The following is a 19835-nucleotide window of genomic DNA, read 5'->3' as shown; positions in this document are numbered from 1 at the left end:
CTTAGTGAGCCTGGTCGTCGCTGACGGAAGATTGCAGGGCCTGGGCAAAAGAACGCACAATGGCCTGACGTTGTGCCGGCGCAACGCTGGTATTGATCAGATTCGTCACCATATTGCCCAGCACCATCAGCGAAAGGTCGGTTGGGGCTTTATGTTTTTCCAGTACGTTGACCAGCTCATTGAGCACTTGTTCAACGTGTTCATCACTATAGCGGGAGAGTTGCGGCATAAATCAAAATCTGTTTGTTCATGAAAGGGCAACATATTACCGTAGCACCAGCTTTTTTTCCGCTTTTTTTCTACGCTTGCGCAGTCGCGCCGCGGGTGGTTGAATACCGCCCGGTCTAAAAGGAGAGTTTAACATGAGTCTGGATATCAACCAGATTGCCTTACATCAGCTTATCAAGCGCGATGAGCAAACCCTTGAGCTGGTACTGCGCGATACCTTGCTGGAACCGACGGCAACTGTCGAAGAGATGATGGCCGAGCTGAACCGCGTCTACAGCGCCAAAAATAAAGCCTACGGCCTGTTTAATGAAGAGAGCGAACTGGCGCAGGCGCTGCGTCTGCATCGTCAGGGCGAAGAAGATTTTCTCGCCTTCAGCCGCGCCGCTACCGGGCGCCTGCGCGATGAACTGGCGAAATACCCGTTCGCTGAAGGCGGTATTGTGCTGTTTTGTCATTACCGCTATCTGGCGGTGGAATACCTGCTGGTCGCGGTGCTGAACAATCTGAGCAGCATGCGCGTCAATGAACAGCTGGACATCAGCGCGACGCACTATCTCGACATCAACCATGCCGACATCGTCGCCCGTATCGATCTGACCGAATGGGAAACCAACCCGGAGTCCACCCGTTATCTGACGTTCCTGAAAGGGCGCGTCGGGCGCAAAGTAGCCGATTTCTTCATGGATTTCCTTGGTGCCAGCGAAGGGCTTAACGCGAAAGCGCAAAACCGCGGGTTATTGCAGGCTGTTGACGACTTCACCGCCGAGGCGCAACTGGACAAGTCTGAACGGCAGAGTGTGCGTCAGCAGGTCTACACATACTGTAATGAGCAGTTGCAGGCGGGGGAAGAGATTGAACTGGAATCGCTGTCTAACGAGCTTGCAGGGGTCAGCGAGGTCAGCTTCCAGCAGTTTACGGCGGAGAAAGGCTATGAGCTGGAAGAGAGTTTCCCGGCGGATCGCAGCACGCTGCGCCAGCTAACCAAATACGCGGGAAGCGGTGGCGGTCTGACGATCAATTTCGACGCCATGCTGCTGGGTGAACGTATTTTCTGGGATCCGGCGACCGATACCCTGACCATCAAGGGCACACCGCCAAACCTGCGCGATCAGCTTCAGCGCCGCACTTCCGGCAGTCGCTGACAGGCATAAAAAAACCCCGCAATGCGGGGTTTTCTCTCAACTCGTCAGCGATTACGCGCGAACGAAGTCGATATGAGACAGTTTCGGCTTGAACGCGTGACGCTGAACAGCCTGAACTTTTACTTTTTCTTCTTTGCCGTCGATGACCAGAGTCAGAACGTCGCTGTAGAACTCTGCTTTATCCTGCATGTTCCACACCTGGTCCTGGTCCAGTTCGATAGCAACCGGAGCAGCTTTGCCACCGTAAACGATAGCCGGGAATTTGTTAGCTGCACGCAGGCGGCGGCTCGCACCCTTACCCTGCTCTTTACGTACTTCTGCGGTAATAGTAAACATTGATATCTCTCTGTTATGTCAATTCTGCTACAGGCGACCCAGCAGCAGATCGTTATTCTGCTTTGCGAATGCAAAAGCGGGCGGCATTATAGCCGCGAATGCAAACCACGGCAATCAAAACCGCCGCATCAGGCTGGCGGGTGCGTCGCCATCCACTTGCGGATACGTAATTCGCTGTCACAGTTTGCCGGATTAAAAATCATCAGGTTGAGATCCGCGCGCCCCTCTACTGCGAACGTCGAAAACTCAAGATCGATATCGCCAATCGCCGGGTGATGCAGCTGTTTGATGCCTTCGCCGTGACCAGCCACGTCATTGCGGCGCCAGAGCGCATCAAACTCGACGCTGCTGTGCCGCAGGTCACTCACTAACTTCGCCATCTCTGGCGAGTCACCCGCTCGCGCCACATCCGCGCGGAACGCGCCGACCACTGCTTCCGCCACGCTGGACCAGTTCTTCTGCGCTGCACGGGTGCGCGAGTCGCTGAACAGCCGCCGCAGGATATTGCGCTGGTCGCGGGGCAGTTGCGCATAATCCGTCAGGACCGCCGCCGCGGCAGCATTCCAGGCAATCACATCCCAGAAAATATTTTTCACGATCGCCGGGCTGGCGGGCAGGGCGTCCAGCACCCGTTGCAGGCGTGGGGTGATCTCATCGGCACCCTGATAGTGCGATTCCGGCAAGTGACCGAAAGCGAGAATAAAAACATGATCGCGCTCTGGCGCTGTCAGCCGTAAACCGGTGGCGATGCGGTTAAGCACCTCTTTTGATGGCGTACCGCCACGTCCCTGCTCCAACCATGTGTACCAGGTCGGGCTGATGTTCGCCAGTTGTGCGACTTCTTCACGGCGTAGCCCTGGCGTGCGACGGCGTTCCGAACGAAAGCCGAAAGAGACGGGATCGAGCCGCGCACGGCAGGCTTTCAGAAAACCACCGAGGGCGTTAATGGTGTCGTCGGACATGCTTATCCTGTTAGTCGTTATACCACGATAATGTCACTACTTTTATAGTATAACGCCGTAAGTAAGATGTCATGACTGACTTATCAGGAGGCATCTCATGCGTGTATTTCTTACCGGAGCAACAGGGTTTATTGGTTCCCATCTTATTCCTGAGCTGCGTTCAGCCGGGCATCAGGTCATTGGTCTGGCGCGCTCTGACGCCAGCGCCAGCGCGCTGACGCAAGCTGGGGTTGAGGTTCATCGCGGCTCGCTTGAAGAACCCGATTCATTGCTGGCGGGTGTGGCGCAGGCCGACGCCGTTATTCACACCGCGTTCGATCACGATTTCAGCCGTTTTGTCGAAAACTGCCAGAAAGACAGCCGGGTGATTGCGGCGCTCGGCTCAGCGCTAAAAGGGTCGTCACGTCCGCTGATCATCACTTCCGGCACTGGAATGGGCGACCCGGGGCATGGCGAACTTGCGGTGGAAACGGTATTCAACCCGGCGCATCCTAACCCGCGCATCGCCTCTGAACTGGCGGGTAACGCGCTGCTGGAGGAGGGTGTTGATGTGCGGGTGATGCGACTGCCACAGGTGCATGACACTCGCCGCCAGGGGCTGATCTCTTACTATATTTCGCTCAGCCGGGAAAAGGGCAGCGCAGCGTACATTGGCGAGGGGGCCAACTGCTGGTCGGCAGCGCACGTGACTGACGTAGCGCAGCTCTACCGGCTGGCGCTGGAGCAGGGGGCACGCGGCGAACGTTATCATGCGGTTGCCGAGCAGGCAGTGACGTCACGGATAATTGCTGATGTCGTGGGCGCAGGGGTGGGGATTCCGGTGGTGTCGCTGACCGCGGAAGAATCGCAGGCGTATTTCGGCTGGTTCTCCGCCTTTGCCTCGCTCGATTTACGCGCCTCGGGCGACTGGACGCAGCAGCGGCTTGGCTGGCGGCCTGTCGGTCCGTCGCTGGTGGATGACTTACGGGCGATGGACTACTCAGCGTAACTCGTTGGCGCGGCGGAAGCGACCTTCGTAATCGAAGACTTTTTCCCGTACCTGCCAGAACTGACCTTTTTTACGGGCCACAACGAAATCCGGATGGCGCAGCAACACCTGCTGCGCCAGAAGGTCTGCGGCAGTGATCCAGCGTAACGGCACGCCGGGCGTTCGGGTATGTGGGCGAATAAACAGTTGTTCAAACGCGGTGCGCTGCGCGGGTGTCTGCAGGCGAAAACGCTCGCTGACGTCAGCGCCGTCTTCATCAAAATAGGTAATTTTCAGCCATTCGCCTTTCTCATCCGCTCCCTGTTGCAGCACCATGCCGCTACAGCGCAGCACCAGCGCGTCTTTGAGTTTCAGCGCCGCTTTCAGCATATCATCCGGATCAACCAGCACGGTGTCGCACTCGCGGCAGCGGCGGGCGGCAATGTCATTTTCCGCATGGCATTGCGGGCAATTTTTAAAGCGGAAACGGTAGTTGCACTGTTCGCGGTGTCCGTCATCATCTTCAAACCAACCCTGGCAGCGACGACCGAAATGTTCAATGAGCGTGCCGTCGGCGGTGGTTTTTCCCCAGAACGTATTAGCGAAGCCGCAATCGGGGCAAAAAACCTGTACCGGAACATTGTCGCTTTTCCCTTTGGGCGACCCGACTTCCGGTGTATAGAGATCATGCGGGTTCCCGGCATAATCGAGGATCAGACAATCGGTTTTGCCTGGTGCGAGACGCAGTCCGCGGCCGACGATTTGCTGATACAGGCTGACGGATTCGGTCGGGCGCAGAATGGCGATGAGATCCACATGCGGCGCATCAAACCCGGTGGTCAGCACTGAAACGTTCACCAGAAAGCGAAACTGCTGCGCTTTAAAGGCTTCAATTAATTCATCGCGCTGTGGGCCAGGGGTTTCACCGGTAATCAGTCGCGCGTCGTCAGCAGGCAGCAGGCCAGTGATTTCCCGTGCATGTTCGACGGTGGCAGCGAATATCATCACCCCTTTGCGCGTTTCAGCAAACTCCATGATCTGGCTGATGATATGCGGCGTGATGCGCTGCTGTTTTTTCAGCTCGCGATTGAGATCCGCTTCACTGAACAGACCGTTGCTCTGTGCCTGCAGACGGCTGAAATCATACTGCACGACCGGCATATCCAGCCGTTCTGGCGGCGTCAGGTAGCCGTGCTTAATCATGTAGCGCAGGGGAAGTTCATAGATGCAGTCACGAAACAGCGCTTTTTCGTTGCCACGCACCATGCCATGATAGTGAAACTGGTAGATCCAGCCTTTGCCGAGGCGAAACGGCGTAGCGGTCAGCCCCAGCAGACGAATCTGCGGGTTTACGGTTTTCAGGTGCGTCAAAATTTGCTGATACTGGCTTTCGTCGTCATCGCCGATTCGGTGGCATTCATCAACGATCAGCAGCGAAAATTCGCCCTGAAAGCTTTCCAGATTACGGGCAACGGACTGCACGCTGCCAAACACCACTTTGCCGTGGCTCTCTTTACGCTTCAGTCCTGCGGCGAAAATATCGGCCTCCAGGCCCAGTGCACGGTATTTGGCGTGATTCTGCGCAACCAGCTCTTTCACATGCGCCAGCACCAGTACACGCCCACGGGCCAGCCGCGCCAGTTCGGCAATCACCAGGCTTTTTCCGGCGCCGGTGGGGAGCACAATCACGGCGGGTTCAGGATGATGACGAAAGTGGGCAAGGGTGGCGTCGACAGCTTCCTGTTGATAGGGGCGAAGTGTAAAAGTCATAAGTCTGTTGTCTTTATTATCACGCGTACAGTATGCCACGAATCTTTTTCCTTGAGTGACGAAAGCAGCCCGTTATACTGATCACAGTTATTGCTTCTTTTTCGGGATGTTTTCCCGACCTCCGGCATTCTGACAGGCTAAAAAACTTCATGCGACTTGATAAGTTTATCGCTCAGCAACTCGGCGTCAGCCGTGCTATTGCCGGGCGTGAAATCCGCGCCAGCCGCGTTACCGTGGATGGCGAAATTGTAAAAAACACCGCGTTTAAACTGCTTCCTGAGCACGTCGTGGATTATGATGGCAACCCCCTAATCCAACAGACCGGGCCGCGCTATTTTATGCTCAACAAGCCGGAAGGCTACGTCTGCTCGACGGACGATCCGGATCATCCGACGGTGCTCTATTTCCTGGATGAGCCGGTGGCGCATAAGCTACATGCGGCAGGGCGTCTGGATATCGACACCACCGGGCTGGTGTTGATGACCGACGACGGTCAGTGGTCGCACCGTATCACTTCACCGAAACACCATTGCGAAAAAACCTATCTGGTGACGCTGGAATCACCGGTAAGCGACGAAACCGCGGTGCTGTTCGCGCAGGGCGTTCAATTGCACAACGAAAAATCGCTCACTAAACCCGCTGAGCTGGAGGTGATCACCCCGACGCAAGTGCGTCTGACGATCAGCGAAGGCCGCTACCATCAGGTGAAACGTATGTTCGCTGCGGTCGGCAACCATGTTGTCGGCCTGCATCGTGAACGGATCGGTGGTATTACGCTTGATCCACAACTGGAGCCGGGGGAATACCGCCCGCTCACCGAAGAAGAAATCGCCAGTGTCGGCATGCCTTCCCACTAATCTGAGGAGCTTTTTGTGACATTCAGGCAGAATTCTTCACTGGGTATTGTATTTATTCTTGGCCTGCTGGCCATGCTGATGCCGCTGTCGATTGACATGTATTTGCCCGCGCTACCGGTGATCTCGTCGCAATTTGGCGTTCCGGCAGGCAGCGCGCAGATGACGCTCAGCACCTATATTCTGGGGTTTGCGCTGGGCCAGTTGTTATACGGGCCAATGGCGGACAGCATTGGCCGTAAGCCGGTGATCCTCGGCGGTACGCTGGTGTTTGCCGCAGCGGCGGTGGCTTGCGCATTGTCGCAAACCATCGATCAACTGATCATAATGCGTTTTTTCCACGGCCTCGCCGCCGCCGCGGCAAGCGTGGTGATCAACGCCCTGATGCGCGATATCTACCCGAAAGAAGAGTTCTCCCGCATGATGTCTTTCGTGATGCTGGTGACAACCATTGCGCCGCTGGTGGCACCGATGGTCGGTGGTGCGGTGCTGGTCTGGTTCAGCTGGCATGCGATTTTCTGGATCCTCGCTGTTGCCGCGCTGCTGGCTTCAGTGATGGTGTTCTTTTTTATTCACGAAACATTGCCTGTCGGGCGGCGACAGAAATTCCACATCCGCACAACCATCGGCAATTTCGCGGCGCTGTTTCGCCATAAACGCGTGCTGAGCTATATGCTTGCCAGCGGTTTCAGCTTCGCCGGCATGTTCTCCTTTCTCAGTGCCGGTCCGTTTGTTTATATCGAGCTTAACCACGTCTCCCCGCAGCACTTTGGCTACTACTTTGCGCTGAACATCGTCTTTCTGTTTATCATGACCATCATTAACGGCCGCTTTGTGCGCCGGGCAGGAGCGCTGAATATGTTCCGTGCCGGGTTATGGATCCAGTTTGTGATGGCGCTGTGGATGGTGGCCTGCGCACTGCTTGGCGTGGGGTTCTGGGCGCTGGTGCTGGGCGTTGCTGTGTTTGTTGGTTGTGTGGCGATGGTATCGTCAAATGCGATGGCGGTCATTCTGGATGAGTTTCCGCACATGGCCGGCACCGCGTCATCGCTTGCGGGGACGTTCCGTTTCGGTATTGGTGCCATCGTGGGCGCTGTTCTTTCACTGGCAACGTTTACCACCGGCTGGCCGATGCTGATTTCCATCATTTTTTGCGCCAGTTGTTCGCTTCTTTTCTTTCTTTACGCCAGTCGGCCCAGGAAAAACCTTCACTAATCCTGCCTCTATGGGGGTAAATTGGCCCCCTTTCTTGACACATATCAACGGAGTTTCTGTTCGTTGTTCTGATGGATGTTTCTTTTATGTAAAATCAATTTATGTAAAAAGTCACATCGATGTAGACAAAAAGGTTGTGTTAGATCACAGAAACGGGTACATATAGCGCGAAATGCATCCGTAGCAGTTTTGTAAAACGCAGGATAATAAATCGTTAAACCTTGCCAGGTGCAGATGTAAACGTTTTCCGCGTGGTTTGCAGGACGATCTGTCAACGATGTGTTAATATAAATGTGAAATTATTGTGAAGTTTTGTTTTTTCCTGGGGAAAAATCGTGAATACCATGCAGCTTTCCATCGTTCACCGCTTGCCGCAGAGCTATCGCTGGTCTGCCGGTTTTGCAGGTTCAAGAGTTGAACCGATTCCGCAAAACGGCCCGCTGAGCGATAACAGCCTTGTTGGCCTTAAACTGCTGAGTCCGGATGGCGAAAAAGCCTGGCCAGTGATGCATAAACTCAGTCAGGCATTAACGGATATTGAAGTGGCCTGTTCCGTACTGGAATGCGAAGGGGAACCCTGCCTTTTCGTGAACTGTCAGGACGAGTACGCCGCGACCTGCCGCCTGAAAAATTTCGGCGTGGCGATTGCAGAGCCGTTTTCCGGTAATAATCCTTTCTGACCGTCAGCTCAACGACAGTAGCTGACGGGTATACTCCTGCTGCGGTGCGGCAAAGACGCGCTGACACTCTCCTTGCTCCACAACTTCCCCCTGACGCAACACAATCACCTGATGACACAGCGATCGAACCACATGGAGATCGTGGCTGATGAAAATGTAAGCCAGGCGATGTTTCTCCTGTAATGCCTTGAGCAGCGCGAGGATTTGCGCCTGCACGGTTCTGTCCAGCGATGAGGTCGGTTCATCCAGTACAATCAGTTCTGGTTTGAGGATCAGTGCGCGGGCAATCGCAATGCGCTGGCGCTGACCACCGGAAAACGCCGCCGGGTAACGCTGACGGGTTTGCGGATCAAGTCCGACCTCTTGCATCACGCGGATCACTTCTTCTTCACGCTGCGCCGGCGTGAGCGCGGGCTGGTGCACGCGCAATCCTTCTTCGATAATCTGCAGGACGTTAAGACGCGGGTTCAGAGACGAGTTTGGATCCTGAAACACCACCTGAATACGATGACGCAACGGCAACATCTGTTTGCGGTTGCGCCCCTGTAGCGCCTGCCCGTCAAAAACAATCGAGCCTTCCGAGGCAATCAGCCGCAGTAACGCCAGCCCGGTGGTGCTTTTCCCGGAGCCGGATTCGCCGACCAGCCCCAGCGTTTCCCCCGGGCGCAGTGAAAAGCTGATCTCTTTTACTACGCGATTGCTGTCCACGACGCGGCGCAGTACGCCTTTTCGCACCGGAAACGCCACGCTCAGTTTTTCAATCTGCAGCAGCGGTTCGGCGTGTTCGTTGAGCGGGACAGGATCACCGGATGGTTCACTGTCGATAAGTTTGCAGGTGTAAGGGTGAACAGGGGCGGAAAAGAGCGCGCTGGCGCTGTTTTGCTCCACACAACGACCGTTCTGCATTACCGCCACGTTATCAGCCAGCCTGCGCACGATGCTCAGGTTGTGGGTGATAAACAGCAGCCCCATGTTCAACTCGTCACGCAGTTCGCGCAGCAGTTGCAGGATTTGCGCCTGTACGGAGACGTCAAGCGCGGTGGTAGGTTCGTCGGCGATCAGGAGTTCCGGTCGCGTCAGTAACGCCATGGCAATCATCACGCGTTGACGTTCGCCGCCGGAAAGCTGATGCGGATAATCCACCAGTCGCTTCGGCGCATTACGGATCCCAACGCGATCGAGGCAGTCGAGGATTTCCGCCCGCGCAGCTTCTTTGCGCATGCCGCGGTGCAACGACAGCACTTCGTACAGCTGTTTTTCCAGCGTATGCAGCGGATTCAGCGAGACCATTGGTTCCTGGAAAATCATGGCGATGCGGTTGCCACGAATGCCCCGCAGGGTCCGTTCATCGGCATGCAACAAAGACTGACCATGAAAGCGGATATCTCCGCCCGGATAACTGACCGGGGGGGATGGGAGCAGTCGCAGCACCGAAAGGGCAGACACGCTCTTTCCGGAACCGGACTCTCCTACCAGTGCCAGGGTTTCGCCCGCGTTGACCTGCAACGACAGATCGCTCACCACCGTACGGCTTTCACCGCGATCGGTAAATGCGATGGAGAGATTGTCGATGGTCAGTAAGGGAGAGGTCATCTTACACCGCCTTATTGGGATCGAAGGCATCGCGCACGGCTTCGCCAATAAAAATCAGCAGCGACAACAGCACGGCCACTGACAGAAACGCGGTAATGCCGAGCCACGGCGCCTGCAGGTTATTCTTCCCCTGCAACAGCAGTTCGCCCAGCGACGGCGAGCCAAGCGGCAGCCCGAAGCCGAGGAAATCAAGTGACGTCAGCGTGGTGATAGAGCTGCAAAGAATAAACGGCAGAAAGGTGAGCGTCGCGACCATCGCGTTAGGCAGCATATGGCGGAAGATAATGCCGCGGTCACTCACCCCCAGCGCCTGCGCGGCGCGAATATAGTCGAAGTTTCGCGTACGCAGGAATTCAGCGCGCACCACGCCCACCAGCGCCATCCAGCCAAACAGCACGGTAATGGCGAGCAGCCACCAGAAATTGGGCTGTACCACGCTCGACAGCAGGATGATTAAAAACAACGTCGGCATGCCGGACCACACTTCGATAAAACGCTGACCCCAGAGATCAATTTTTCCGCCGTAATACCCCTGCAACGCACCCGCCAGCACGCCCATGACGCTGGAGCATAGCGTCAGCATCAGGCCGAACAGCACGGAGATGCGGGTACCATAGAGAATACGCGCCAGCACGTCGCCGCCGTTGGCATCAGTACCCAGCCAGTTGGTCGCCGAGGGCGGGGAAGGGAAGGGGCGATCGGTGGCGAAATTAATGCTGGTGGCGCCAAAGCGAACGGGCGGCCAGAGTACCCAGCCGTTATCTTCCAGCTGTTTTTGCAGCCAGGGATCCTGATAATCAGCGCTGGTTGTAAAGACACCACCGAACTGCTGTTCGGTGTAGTCCTTCAGAAAGGGCACGTACAAACTGCCGCGATACTGCACCAGCAATGGCTTGTCGTTCGCCAGCAGTTCGGAAAACAGGCTGCAGGTAAACAGAATGAGAAACAGCCACAAAGACCAGTAACCGCGACGGTTATGGCGAAAGCGCGCCCAGCGGGCCTGGTTGACGGGACTTAATCGCGGCATCAGCGGCCCTCAAAATCAATGCGTGGATCCACCAGCGTATAGCTGATATCACTGATGATATTCAGCAGCAGACCAATCAGGGTGAAGATGTAAAGCGTGCCAAACATTACCGGGTAATCGCGGGAGAGGGTGGCCTCGTAACCCAACAGCCCCAGGCCGTTGAGGGAGAACATCACCTCAATCAGCAGCGAACCGGTAAAGAACATGCTGATGAAGGTGGCAGGAAAACCGGCGATCACCAGTAGCATCGCGTTACGGAAAATGTGCTTCCACAGAATGTTATGTTCGCTCACCCCTTTGGCGCGCGCGGTGACCACGTACTGCTTGCGGATCTCATCAAGGAACGAGTTTTTGGTCAGCATGGTTAGCGCCGCAAAGCCGCCAATCACTGTCGCCAGCACCGGCAGGGTGATGTGCCAGAGGTAATCGGTAATCTGTTTATACCACGGCAGGGCGTCGAAACTGGCGGAGGTCAGTCCGCGCAGGGGGAAGAGATCGTAATAACTACCGCCTGCGAAAAAGACGATCAGTAAAATAGCAAACAGGAATGCCGGGATGGCGTAGCCGATGATGATAAACGCGCTGCTCCAGATGTCGAAACGGCTGCCGTTTTGCACCGCCTTACGAATGCCGAGAGGAATCGAAACCAGATAGATGATCAGCGTGCTCCAGATCCCGAGCGAGATGGAGACCGGCAGGCTGTCTTTCACCAGTTGTAATACCGAGGCGCTGCGAAAGAGACTGTTGCCGAAGTCAAAACGCAGATATTCGCCCAGCATCTTAAAATAGCGTTCATGAATGGGTTTATCGAAGCCGTAACGGTGCGTGATTTCAGCAATGACTTCCGGATCCAGCCCCCGCGCACCGCGATACTGACCGTCGCTGATATTGCCGACGCCGGTGCGCGCATGCGTGGCGCCCATCCCTTCGCCACCCGCACCAGGCAGGGCACTGCGATCGCCGAACTGAATCGCCGCAATCGCCTGGTCAACCGGGCCGCCAGGCGCAATTTGCACGATAAAAAAGTTAATGGTGATGATCGCCCACAGGGTCGGGATCACCAGTAATAATCGGCGGATCAGGTACGCGCCCATAGGGTTCCTTAACGTCTGTCTGCAGGCAGTTTCGCGGCTTTATTAACGTCATACCACCAGGTATCAAAGCCGAGCGAATAAACGGGGCGCATGACCGGGTGGGAAAACTTATCCCAGTAAGCGATGCGATCTTCTGCCATGTACCACATGGGTAACTGATAGTAATTCCATGTGAGGACACGGTCCAGCGCGCGTCCGAGGGGCAGGAGTTTCTCTTTGTTTCCCTGCCAGCGGATGATCTCAGCGATGAGTTTATCGATCACCGGATTTTTAACGCCCGGAGCGTTGTAGGTGGAATCGACATACTGCGAAGCCCAGGCGATTTGCAGATCGGAACTCGGCCACGGTGCCGCCTGCCACAGTACCGGCATCATATCGTAGTCGCGGCTGCGCAGACGATTATTCAGCTGCGCGTTATCCACCTGGCGAATCTCAAGCGTTACACCGAGACGGCTGAGGCTGTGCTGGAAGGGAAGCACCCACTGATTATTGCCGCCGGAGCCCAGCAGCAGCTCAAAGCGTAACGGCTTACCGGTTTTCGCGTTGATGCGCTGCTGACCTTTTAGCGGCCACCCCGCCTCATCAAGCAGTTTGCTGGCTTTCAGCAGGTTGTCGCGGTCAAAGCCGCCGCCGTCCGACACGGGCGGCTGGTAGATGCTGGTGAACACTTCCGGCGGCAGGTCGGGCTTCATGGGCGCCAGCAGCACGAGCTCATCGGCGTCGGGGTAATTGCGCGCCGCGTATTCGGTGTTCTGGAAATAGCTGTTCGCCCGACTATAGGCTGAGTAGAACAGGGCTTTGTTCATCCATTCGAAATCAAACGCCAGCGTAATCGCCTCGCGCACTTTGCGATCGCTGAAGACAGGGCGCTGAACGTTAAACGCCAGCCAGCGGGTATTCTGCGCCGAGGTGTTCTTTTGCGCGTCCATGACGATGTTGTGATTATCAAAGTTTTTGCCGATGTAACGGGTCGCCCAGTTTTTGGCGCTGCCTTCGATGCGCATATCGAACGCGCCAGCCTTAAAGGCTTCAAATGCCACGTTGTCATCAAGGTAATAGTCGTAGCGGATGGTGTCGAAATTCCAGCGCCCACGGTTGACAGGCAGGCTGGCACCCCAGTAATCCTTCACCCGGGAATAGATGATGTACTGGCCCATTTTCCAGTTGGTGATGCGGTAGGGGCCGCTGGCGAGCGGCGGCATGGCGAGCGGGTCGCTGAGCTTGTGATCACGCCAGAACGACTCAGGCATGATCGGCAGGGTGAACAGGCCGAGCATGTTCTCTTTGCCAGGCTGGCCCATCTCAATGCGTACGGTGAGCGGCGCGATGGCTTTGACCGTTGTGCCTTTGTAATACAGACGGAACTGCGGCACGCCCTCGGTCATAAACTTCTGAAAAGTAAACGCGACGTCTTTCGCGGTGATGGGTGAGCCGTCATGATAACGGGCTTTCGGGTTCAGGGTGATTTCAGCCCAGGAGAAATTGTCCGCATAACGCGTGGTTTCTGCGACGAGCGGATAGTAACTGCCGGGTTCATCATCCGAGGTGGTAAACAGGGAATCATACAGCGATTCGGTACGCACGCCCGCTTTGCCTCGCAGGGCATAGCGGTTGAAGTTATCAAAGGTGCCAATTTCTGACAGCGTCACTGCACCGCCTTTTGGCGCAGCCGGGTTGACGTAATCAAAGTGGTTAAAATTAACGGCATATTTAGGTTCGCCGATAACAGCAAACGCATAGCTCTCTTTGATTGTCTGCGCCTGACCTTGCAGGCTGAACAGAGCAATCAGTATGAGACTCAGACGTAGAATCATAACCGGACAGCATCCTTTTGCGGGCCGTTCAACATGAACTAACCTCTTGTCCCTGAATAATAAGTGACACTCAGTCGCTTGTGAAATATTTCGCAGGTTCGTTCCCGGCCGCAAGGAAGCGGTCGAGCGTTATCGGACGGCTGATCCAGTATCCCTGCAGGAAATTCACGCCGTGAGCACGCAGCCACTCCGCCTGCTCCTGTGTCTCCACGCCTTCGGCGACCGTGACCAGATCCAGTCGTTTCGCCAGCGTCAGCACGGCATCCAGCACCGGGGAGGTCACTGTTTCGGTGCCGATGGCCTTGATAAATCCACGGTCGATTTTCAGGTAATCAAAGGCGTAACGCTCGAGGTAAATCAGCGCGCTGTGTCCGGTACCGAAATCATCAATAGCAATTTCAAACCCTTCGTGGTGCAACCACTCGAAGATTTTCATCGCCTCCTTTTGCTGAAGCGTATCGCGTTCGGTAATTTCGAGCACCACCTGGAAATAATTCGGCGGTAATGCGGCACTCAACGCGCGCATATCATTCTGAAAACTCGGCGTATGCAAGTGCCCAGGCGCGATGTTGATCCCCAGTTTTGCCCCCGGTGGCAAAATTTTCTGCAACGCCGGCGCGTCGCGGGCGATCAGTTCGAACAGATGCTGCGTCAGCGGCACAATCAGATTTTGCGCTTCGGCAAAGTTGATAAACGCATCCGGGGGAATTTCTCCGGCCGTCGGATGCTTCCAGCGCATCAGCACTTCAGCACCGCGAATTTTCATATCGCTGCTGGAAACCACTGGCTGGTAAACCACATAAAACTGATTGCGCTTAATCGCGGTAAGGATCTCTTTCCCCGGGCGATTGCCGATGCTGAGGATATAAAAGCACAGCAATCCGGTCAGCAGACCGACCACGATCATCAGCAACACAGCATATTGCGTATCCTGTGTGCTCCACATGGTGCCATAAAGGTAAACCTGAAGCGGCAGCTTATCGATTTTCGCAATACGCACCGGCTTGACGTTGAGCGTCGCCGGATCAACAAGCTTACTGGAAAATGTCGCCAGCGCGCGATTGTGAACCACCAGTGCGATGCCGGAAAAGTTATTCTGCTTAGCCGAGTAAAGCAAAAACGGGGTGAGGTTGGCATTCACAGAGGCAAAAACGCCATGGTTTTTCATCAGCGGGTTGCGCACCCAGATAGCGAACGCCGGGCTGGAGGGCATCATCGGCGTACCGGAAAGCAGTTGCATGTCTGACACTTTATCAGGGTTGACATCAGTGGAAAGGCTGTCAAACGGCAGGTTCATGGCACCCGTTGCGGACGAGCAGAGAGCGCGTTTGTCAACGACCAGTACAAAAGCGCGAACGTTGACGCTGAAGGCCGCACGGGCGGTAAGCTCCTGCTGGATCTGGCTGCAGGGGCTCATGGTGAGCGGCTGCAGGTAATCGATGGTAGTCAGAAGCTCATTAAAATAGTTATTCAGGTAGGAATGCAGGTTCTTGATTATTGAATCAAACTGCTCGGTCCGTTTATGGTGGATCACCGTGTACTGCATACTCCCGGCCAGCAGAGCAGCCAGCAGCCCCGCCAGAAAGCTGAATAACACAATCTTTCGGCCGACTGAAAAGTAGCGAGTAAGCATAAACGGACATTATCCCTGAAGACTGGAGAGAAAAGGCAAACGGCTAAACAGAGTATAATGACTGTCACTGCCGGGCCTGTGCATATCAGCGCAAAAAAAACACTGCCGCAGCAGTGCTTCTTTTTGATTTCTGCCGTCGGCCAAGGGTAACCGACAACAGAAAAAATTACGAGCGGCTCAGTACGCGACGCGCTTCGTTGTAGCGCTTATTCCAGTATGGTTCATTCATGCTGGAAATCGTTACGCCGCTGCTGGTAGACGCATGGACGAACTGATTATTGCCAATGTAGATCCCCACATGACGGCCAGTTGACCCGGCGCGGAACAGAACGAGATCGCCAGTGCGCAGTTGACCACGCTTAATGGACTTACCGGTTTCCTGTTGTTCCCAGGTAGAGCGAGGCAGCTCTAAACCAAACTGTTCACGGAACGTGCGCTGAACAAACGCAGAGCAGTCGATGCCGCGTTTGGTATCGCCACCCAGACGGTAACGAACGCCTTTCCAGCTGGCATATTGATCCATCAGACGCGATTTAACGTCGAGGTTACGCACCATGGATTCAAATTCATCCTGAGAGGCTTGCAGTGAAGAGGGATCTTCCATACCCACAACACGCGTCTCAGGATGCATATTCTTAGCGGTATTTGTTGAGCTACATGCAGAAAGCAGAACCGCGACTGCAACCGCGGGAATCGCCCGCAGAACATATCTCAAAATCGGTTGAGATTTGACCATTTCGTTTATTTTCCCTTGAAGTCCTTAACGAAGAAATCGTTATAAAAAATGCCAAACGTACCGAGACTAAATACCGCCAGACAATGAGACAATTAAGAATCCGCAAAACTGTGGACTGACGCACAAAATTATTCACATAGCGAATAATTAACGTCTGCACGGCAAAACGAGATTGAGGTTACCCGATCGAGGTTGGCATTGCGAGCGGTTTTGTCTCATTTTTTATAAGAAAAAGTGATACAGAAAGTGACAAAATGGCATAGCGAGAAATAGCGCTATTTTTGCTGCTTAATTAGCCAATTGATTCATTTATAAGAGACTTTAGTGTGACGGGAAGCGGACGAAGTTGAATAAAAAAACATCATTTATATTCAGGGATCAATTGTGATCCCTGATATTGGATGTTAATTAGTTTCGCTTAATTGTTTATTTTTTGTTTCTTTACAGGCGGAAGATATCTGTCAAACAGATGAATAACCTTATCGCTGAGCGGTGTCATTAACACCCATGGCAATCCAATCAGCACTGCGGTCAGAGAACCTACCGCAATATCGGTAAACCAGTGTGCGCCAATCATCAGACGGGGGAAGGCAAAAACCACCACGATAATAAGGGAAATCACAAACGCTTTTGTGCCGAAATATCGCCACATAAATCCGGCAAAAATGAGCAGCATCATGCCATGATCACCGGGGAAACTGTCTTTGGACGCGTCTTTCGTCGGAATATGCAGCAGATCCTTAACCCGGTAGATATCAGTGAAATAGAGCGTCGGACTGGCGCGCTTCACCGGCATCAGATGTTGCGCCAGCTGGTTAATGACTACCGCCGCCAGCAACATGGTCAGGCCGATGATCACAATGCGGCGACGCCCGGCGTCATCAGCCTTGCGCCAGAAACTCAGCATCAGGCAACCCATTGCCAGCAACGAACAGGCATCAAAGGCGCGGTTGTTGGTGATCGCCAGAAACCAGACATAAGCGCGGCTTTCGCCCAGACCGTGGTTAAAAAAGTGGAAAATTGCGGAATCAAGCACAGACCAGTAGCCGTGATTGACAGGCAAATACCAGGACAAAAAAAGCGCCACACCGGCAGCACTCAGCAGAATATTAAGGGAAATTCGGGTTTTCATCGTTGTATCATTGGCATTAATAATGGTGGCAACCATAGCGGTGCTAATCTAAACGAAGCTTCAACAGAGCCGCCTGTAATGAATTCCAGTCGACGTCAGCGTCATTGATTAATTCAATGCGGCTGTCCGGTGGCGCGACATTCTGTGTTTCAATATGCAGATCCAGCCCCTGGCGATTAATACGTACCAGCCCTTCCGGGATGCGCAGCACGCCCTTCACGCGGGTCACTGGCGCGAGCCGCGCCCATTCCAGCAAACCGATGGTTTCGAATCGGGTGTCTGCGTCGAAAATCCAGCCGCAGGCGTGATAGCCCTGGCCGCTGTTAGTGCTGCGACGCCAGCGTTGATGCTCCGGAAGGCTCAGCGCTGCCAGCCCTTTGGTGGAGGCATGCGAATGGGAATGTTCAGCGCTTTCCGGCAACGACGCCAGATTTTTGCGTGGTGCGTCCAGTAAAGGAAGTGATATCGCGCCCTGGGTGACATGGTGTAATTCACGACCCTCACCGTTCTGCGCCCACCAGCTTGCCAGCGCCTGCTGGCTTTCCGGCGTCTCACGATCCTGCTTATTGGCAATTATGATATCTGCGGCGGCAAGTTGATCGCGGAAGTTATGATTGTTCAGCACTTTGTCGTCCAGCAACTGACGGGGATCAAGCACGCACAACGTGGCGCGCAGATCGATCCACGGTTCGTAGACTGGCGCGGTCAGGATGTCGAGGATCTGTTTTGGATGACCCAGCCCGGTCGGTTCGATCAACAGTCGGTCGGGCTTACCTTGCCGCAGCAGGGTGTTCAGCCCTACCTGCATCGGCAAACCATTCACACAGCACATGCATCCGCCGGGAATTTCCTTCAGCAACGCGCCGCTGTCTGCCAGCAGCGCGCCGTCGATGCCCACTTCACCAAATTCGTTAACCAGCACGGCCCACTTTTCATCAGCGGGCTTGTGTGTCAGAAGATGCAGGATCGACGTCGTTTTTCCACTACCAAGGAAGCCGGTAATCAGATTCGTTTTGGTCACGAGCGCTCCAGAAAAGGTTACATTCATCACATAACTGACCATCCTGGCGAAAAATTATCAGAATGAGAAGTTGTAAGGCGGACAAATGTCCCGTTTGCTCGCTAAACCGCAGAAAATGCTAACTTCGCAGTGTGGCGATGAGCGCCTCCCGCGCACCATTATCCGCTATACGCTGCCAGGCCCGCTGTACCGCCGCCACAAAACGGGCCTCGTGCGGCAGGTCGTTTCCGAAGATTTCGCTCAGTGTCAGTAGCGCCGTGACGCGCTCTTCCTCGCGACTCCCTGTAACGAGCTGGTGAATTTTTTCTGCCAGCGGGTCGCGTATGTCAATGGCGTTACCGGCATCATCCGTGCCGCTGACGTACCGCATCCATCCGGCGACGCCGAGCGCGAGCAAGGACCACTCACTGTGGCGCGCCAGATGCATGCGAACACTGTCCAGCAGGCGCTGGGGAAGTTTCTGGCTGCCATCCATCGCAATCTGCCAGGTGCGGTGTTGCAGCGCCGGGTTGCTGAAACGGGCGATCAGGCTGTCAGCGTACGCCGTCAGATCCACCCCGGTGATGCTCAGTGTCGGCGCCTGTTCGGCAAGCATCAGGCGTCTGGCTGCCTCACGGAAATCCGCATTCTGCATGCAGTCGCTGATATGCTGAAAACCGGCGAGGTAACCGAGATACGCGAGGAATGAATGACTGCCATTCAGCATGCGGAGTTTCATCTGCTCCCATGGCCGTACATCATTGACCATCTGTACGCCAGCCTCTTCCCATTCCGGGCGACCGGCAACAAAGTTATCTTCTATCACCCACTGGATAAACGGTTCGCCACTGATGGCACAGGGATCAGGCACGCCGAGCAGGGCGGCGATTTCCTGCAACGACTCTTCGGTGGCGGCGGGCACAATGCGATCAACCATGGTTCCCGGAAAACTGACATTTTCAGCAATCCATGTCGCCAGCGCCGGGGAGCGTTTACTTGCCATACCCAGCACAGCATTCTCCACTACGTGACCGTTATCAGGAATGTTATCGCAGGAGAGCACGGTAAAGGGCGGCAGACCGCGTGCGCGACGGCGATGCAGGGCCTCGACCAGGATCCCCGGAGCGGAGTGGGGCGCTTGCGGGTTTTCCAGATCGTGCACAATGCGCGGCTGATTGACATCAAGCTGACCGGTGGCCGGGTCGATGCAATACCCTTTTTCGGTGATGGTCAAAGAGACAATTGCCACCTGCGGCTCACAAAACTTTTCGATGATCGCCGCCAGTGAATCCAGTTTTGCGTTCAGGCATTCATGCACTGCGCCTACCACAATAGCCTGATTTCCCGTAGCACCTTTTTCAAGCACCGTGTAGAGATGGTCCTGCTCGCGCAGTTGCGCCATTAATTGATCGCCACTGAACAGGCTGATTTCGCAAATGCCCCAGTCGCCTCCTGTCGCGTTCAGCACCCGATCCGTCAGCAGTGCCTGGTGAGCGCGATGAAAAGCGCCAAAGCCGAGATGCACAATGCGTGAGCGGAGCTTCTGCCGGTCATAAGAGGGGCATTGAACGCTGTCAGGGAGTCTGATGGTGGCAATATTCTTCATTCTGTATACACCTGAATAACGGTTGGTTAACAAGCGTCAGTGTAAA

Annotated in this window: 18 protein-coding genes; 5 read left to right on the top strand and 13 right to left on the bottom strand. The window is 55.0% G+C overall.

What is annotated here, in order from left to right:
* Position 1: 1 nt before the first annotated feature.
* Complete coding sequence (locus GTGU_RS05810; protein ID WP_038154866.1) at positions 2 to 229, bottom strand: YejL family protein; 228 nt, start codon at positions 227 to 229, stop codon at positions 2 to 4.
* A gap of 133 nt (positions 230 to 362) precedes the next feature.
* Here GTGU_RS05810 and yejK point away from each other — a divergent pair, with 133 nt between their 5' ends.
* Positions 363 to 1370, top strand: coding sequence for a nucleoid-associated protein YejK (gene yejK / locus GTGU_RS05805; RefSeq protein WP_038154864.1), 1008 nt, complete (start codon positions 363 to 365; stop codon positions 1368 to 1370).
* A 51-nt stretch (positions 1371 to 1421) separates the two neighbouring features.
* On the opposite strand, the gene rplY is transcribed toward yejK, so the two are convergent.
* Positions 1422 to 1706, bottom strand: coding sequence for a 50S ribosomal protein L25 (rplY, locus tag GTGU_RS05800; protein WP_038154862.1), 285 nt, complete (start codon positions 1704 to 1706; stop codon positions 1422 to 1424).
* A gap of 128 nt (positions 1707 to 1834) precedes the next feature.
* Entirely contained in the window at positions 1835 to 2668 is an 834-nt protein-coding gene (locus GTGU_RS05795) for a helix-turn-helix transcriptional regulator (protein ID WP_038154861.1), read from the bottom strand.
* 97 nt (positions 2669 to 2765) lie between these two features.
* Here GTGU_RS05795 and GTGU_RS05790 point away from each other — a divergent pair, with 97 nt between their 5' ends.
* The gene (locus tag GTGU_RS05790) at positions 2766 to 3656 is read left to right on the top strand and encodes an SDR family oxidoreductase (protein WP_038154859.1); all 891 of its coding nucleotides are present in this window, start codon (positions 2766 to 2768) and stop codon (positions 3654 to 3656) included.
* On the opposite strand, the gene radD is transcribed toward GTGU_RS05790, so the two are convergent.
* A complete protein-coding gene (gene radD, locus GTGU_RS05785) occupies positions 3648 to 5405 on the bottom strand; it encodes a DNA repair helicase RadD (protein ID WP_038154934.1) in 1758 nt (585 codons plus the stop codon). The genes GTGU_RS05790 and radD overlap by 9 nt on opposite strands.
* Before the next feature lie 149 nt (positions 5406 to 5554).
* Between radD and rsuA the strand changes: the two genes are divergently transcribed.
* From rsuA to GTGU_RS05770, 3 genes are all read left to right on the top strand, one after another.
* Positions 5555 to 6262 (top strand): 16S rRNA pseudouridine(516) synthase RsuA, encoded by a 708-nt coding sequence (rsuA, locus tag GTGU_RS05780; protein ID WP_038154857.1) that lies wholly within the window; start codon positions 5555 to 5557, stop codon positions 6260 to 6262.
* Positions 6263 to 6277: 15 nt separating this feature from the next.
* Positions 6278 to 7474, top strand: coding sequence for a Bcr/CflA family multidrug efflux MFS transporter (locus GTGU_RS05775; protein ID WP_038154855.1), 1197 nt, complete (start codon positions 6278 to 6280; stop codon positions 7472 to 7474).
* 335 nt (positions 7475 to 7809) lie between these two features.
* Complete coding sequence (locus GTGU_RS05770; RefSeq protein WP_038154853.1) at positions 7810 to 8154, top strand: YejG family protein; 345 nt, start codon at positions 7810 to 7812, stop codon at positions 8152 to 8154.
* Between the two features lie 3 nt (positions 8155 to 8157).
* Here the strand turns inward: GTGU_RS05770 and yejF are convergent, their stop codons facing one another.
* The 9 genes from yejF to GTGU_RS05725 form a co-directional block, all read right to left on the bottom strand.
* Complete coding sequence (yejF, locus tag GTGU_RS05765; RefSeq protein WP_038154851.1) at positions 8158 to 9747, bottom strand: microcin C ABC transporter ATP-binding protein YejF; 1590 nt, start codon at positions 9745 to 9747, stop codon at positions 8158 to 8160.
* Between the two features lies 1 nt (position 9748).
* A complete protein-coding gene (locus tag GTGU_RS05760) occupies positions 9749 to 10774 on the bottom strand; it encodes a microcin C ABC transporter permease (protein WP_038154850.1) in 1026 nt (341 codons plus the stop codon).
* Positions 10774 to 11868, bottom strand: coding sequence for a microcin C ABC transporter permease YejB (locus GTGU_RS05755; RefSeq protein ID WP_038154849.1), 1095 nt, complete (start codon positions 11866 to 11868; stop codon positions 10774 to 10776). The genes GTGU_RS05760 and GTGU_RS05755 overlap by 1 nt, the downstream gene beginning before the upstream one ends.
* A gap of 8 nt (positions 11869 to 11876) precedes the next feature.
* Positions 11877 to 13682 carry an extracellular solute-binding protein gene (locus GTGU_RS05750; protein ID WP_038154847.1) on the bottom strand — a complete coding sequence of 602 codons (1806 nt, stop codon included), beginning with the start codon at positions 13680 to 13682 and terminating at the stop codon, positions 11877 to 11879.
* Between the two features lie 70 nt (positions 13683 to 13752).
* Positions 13753 to 15315 (bottom strand): cyclic di-GMP phosphodiesterase, encoded by a 1563-nt coding sequence (locus tag GTGU_RS05745; protein WP_038154845.1) that lies wholly within the window; start codon positions 15313 to 15315, stop codon positions 13753 to 13755.
* A gap of 166 nt (positions 15316 to 15481) precedes the next feature.
* Positions 15482 to 16051 carry a bifunctional murein DD-endopeptidase/murein LD-carboxypeptidase gene (mepS, locus tag GTGU_RS05740; RefSeq protein ID WP_038154843.1) on the bottom strand — a complete coding sequence of 190 codons (570 nt, stop codon included), beginning with the start codon at positions 16049 to 16051 and terminating at the stop codon, positions 15482 to 15484.
* 418 nt (positions 16052 to 16469) lie between these two features.
* The gene (locus GTGU_RS05735) at positions 16470 to 17183 is read right to left on the bottom strand and encodes a phosphatase PAP2 family protein (RefSeq protein WP_038154932.1); all 714 of its coding nucleotides are present in this window, start codon (positions 17181 to 17183) and stop codon (positions 16470 to 16472) included.
* Between the two features lie 43 nt (positions 17184 to 17226).
* Positions 17227 to 18204, bottom strand: coding sequence for a CobW family GTP-binding protein (locus GTGU_RS05730; RefSeq protein WP_038154931.1), 978 nt, complete (start codon positions 18202 to 18204; stop codon positions 17227 to 17229).
* 118 nt (positions 18205 to 18322) lie between these two features.
* Complete coding sequence (locus tag GTGU_RS05725) at positions 18323 to 19789, bottom strand: mannitol dehydrogenase family protein (RefSeq protein WP_038154841.1); 1467 nt, start codon at positions 19787 to 19789, stop codon at positions 18323 to 18325.
* Between the last annotated feature and the right edge of the window lie 46 nt (positions 19790 to 19835).

The organism is Trabulsiella guamensis ATCC 49490 (assembly GCF_000734965.1).
GTDB classification, from domain to species: domain Bacteria; phylum Pseudomonadota; class Gammaproteobacteria; order Enterobacterales; family Enterobacteriaceae; genus Trabulsiella; species Trabulsiella guamensis.
Note: the sequence above shows the minus strand (reverse complement) of the source record. Positions and strands in the feature narration are given on the sequence as shown.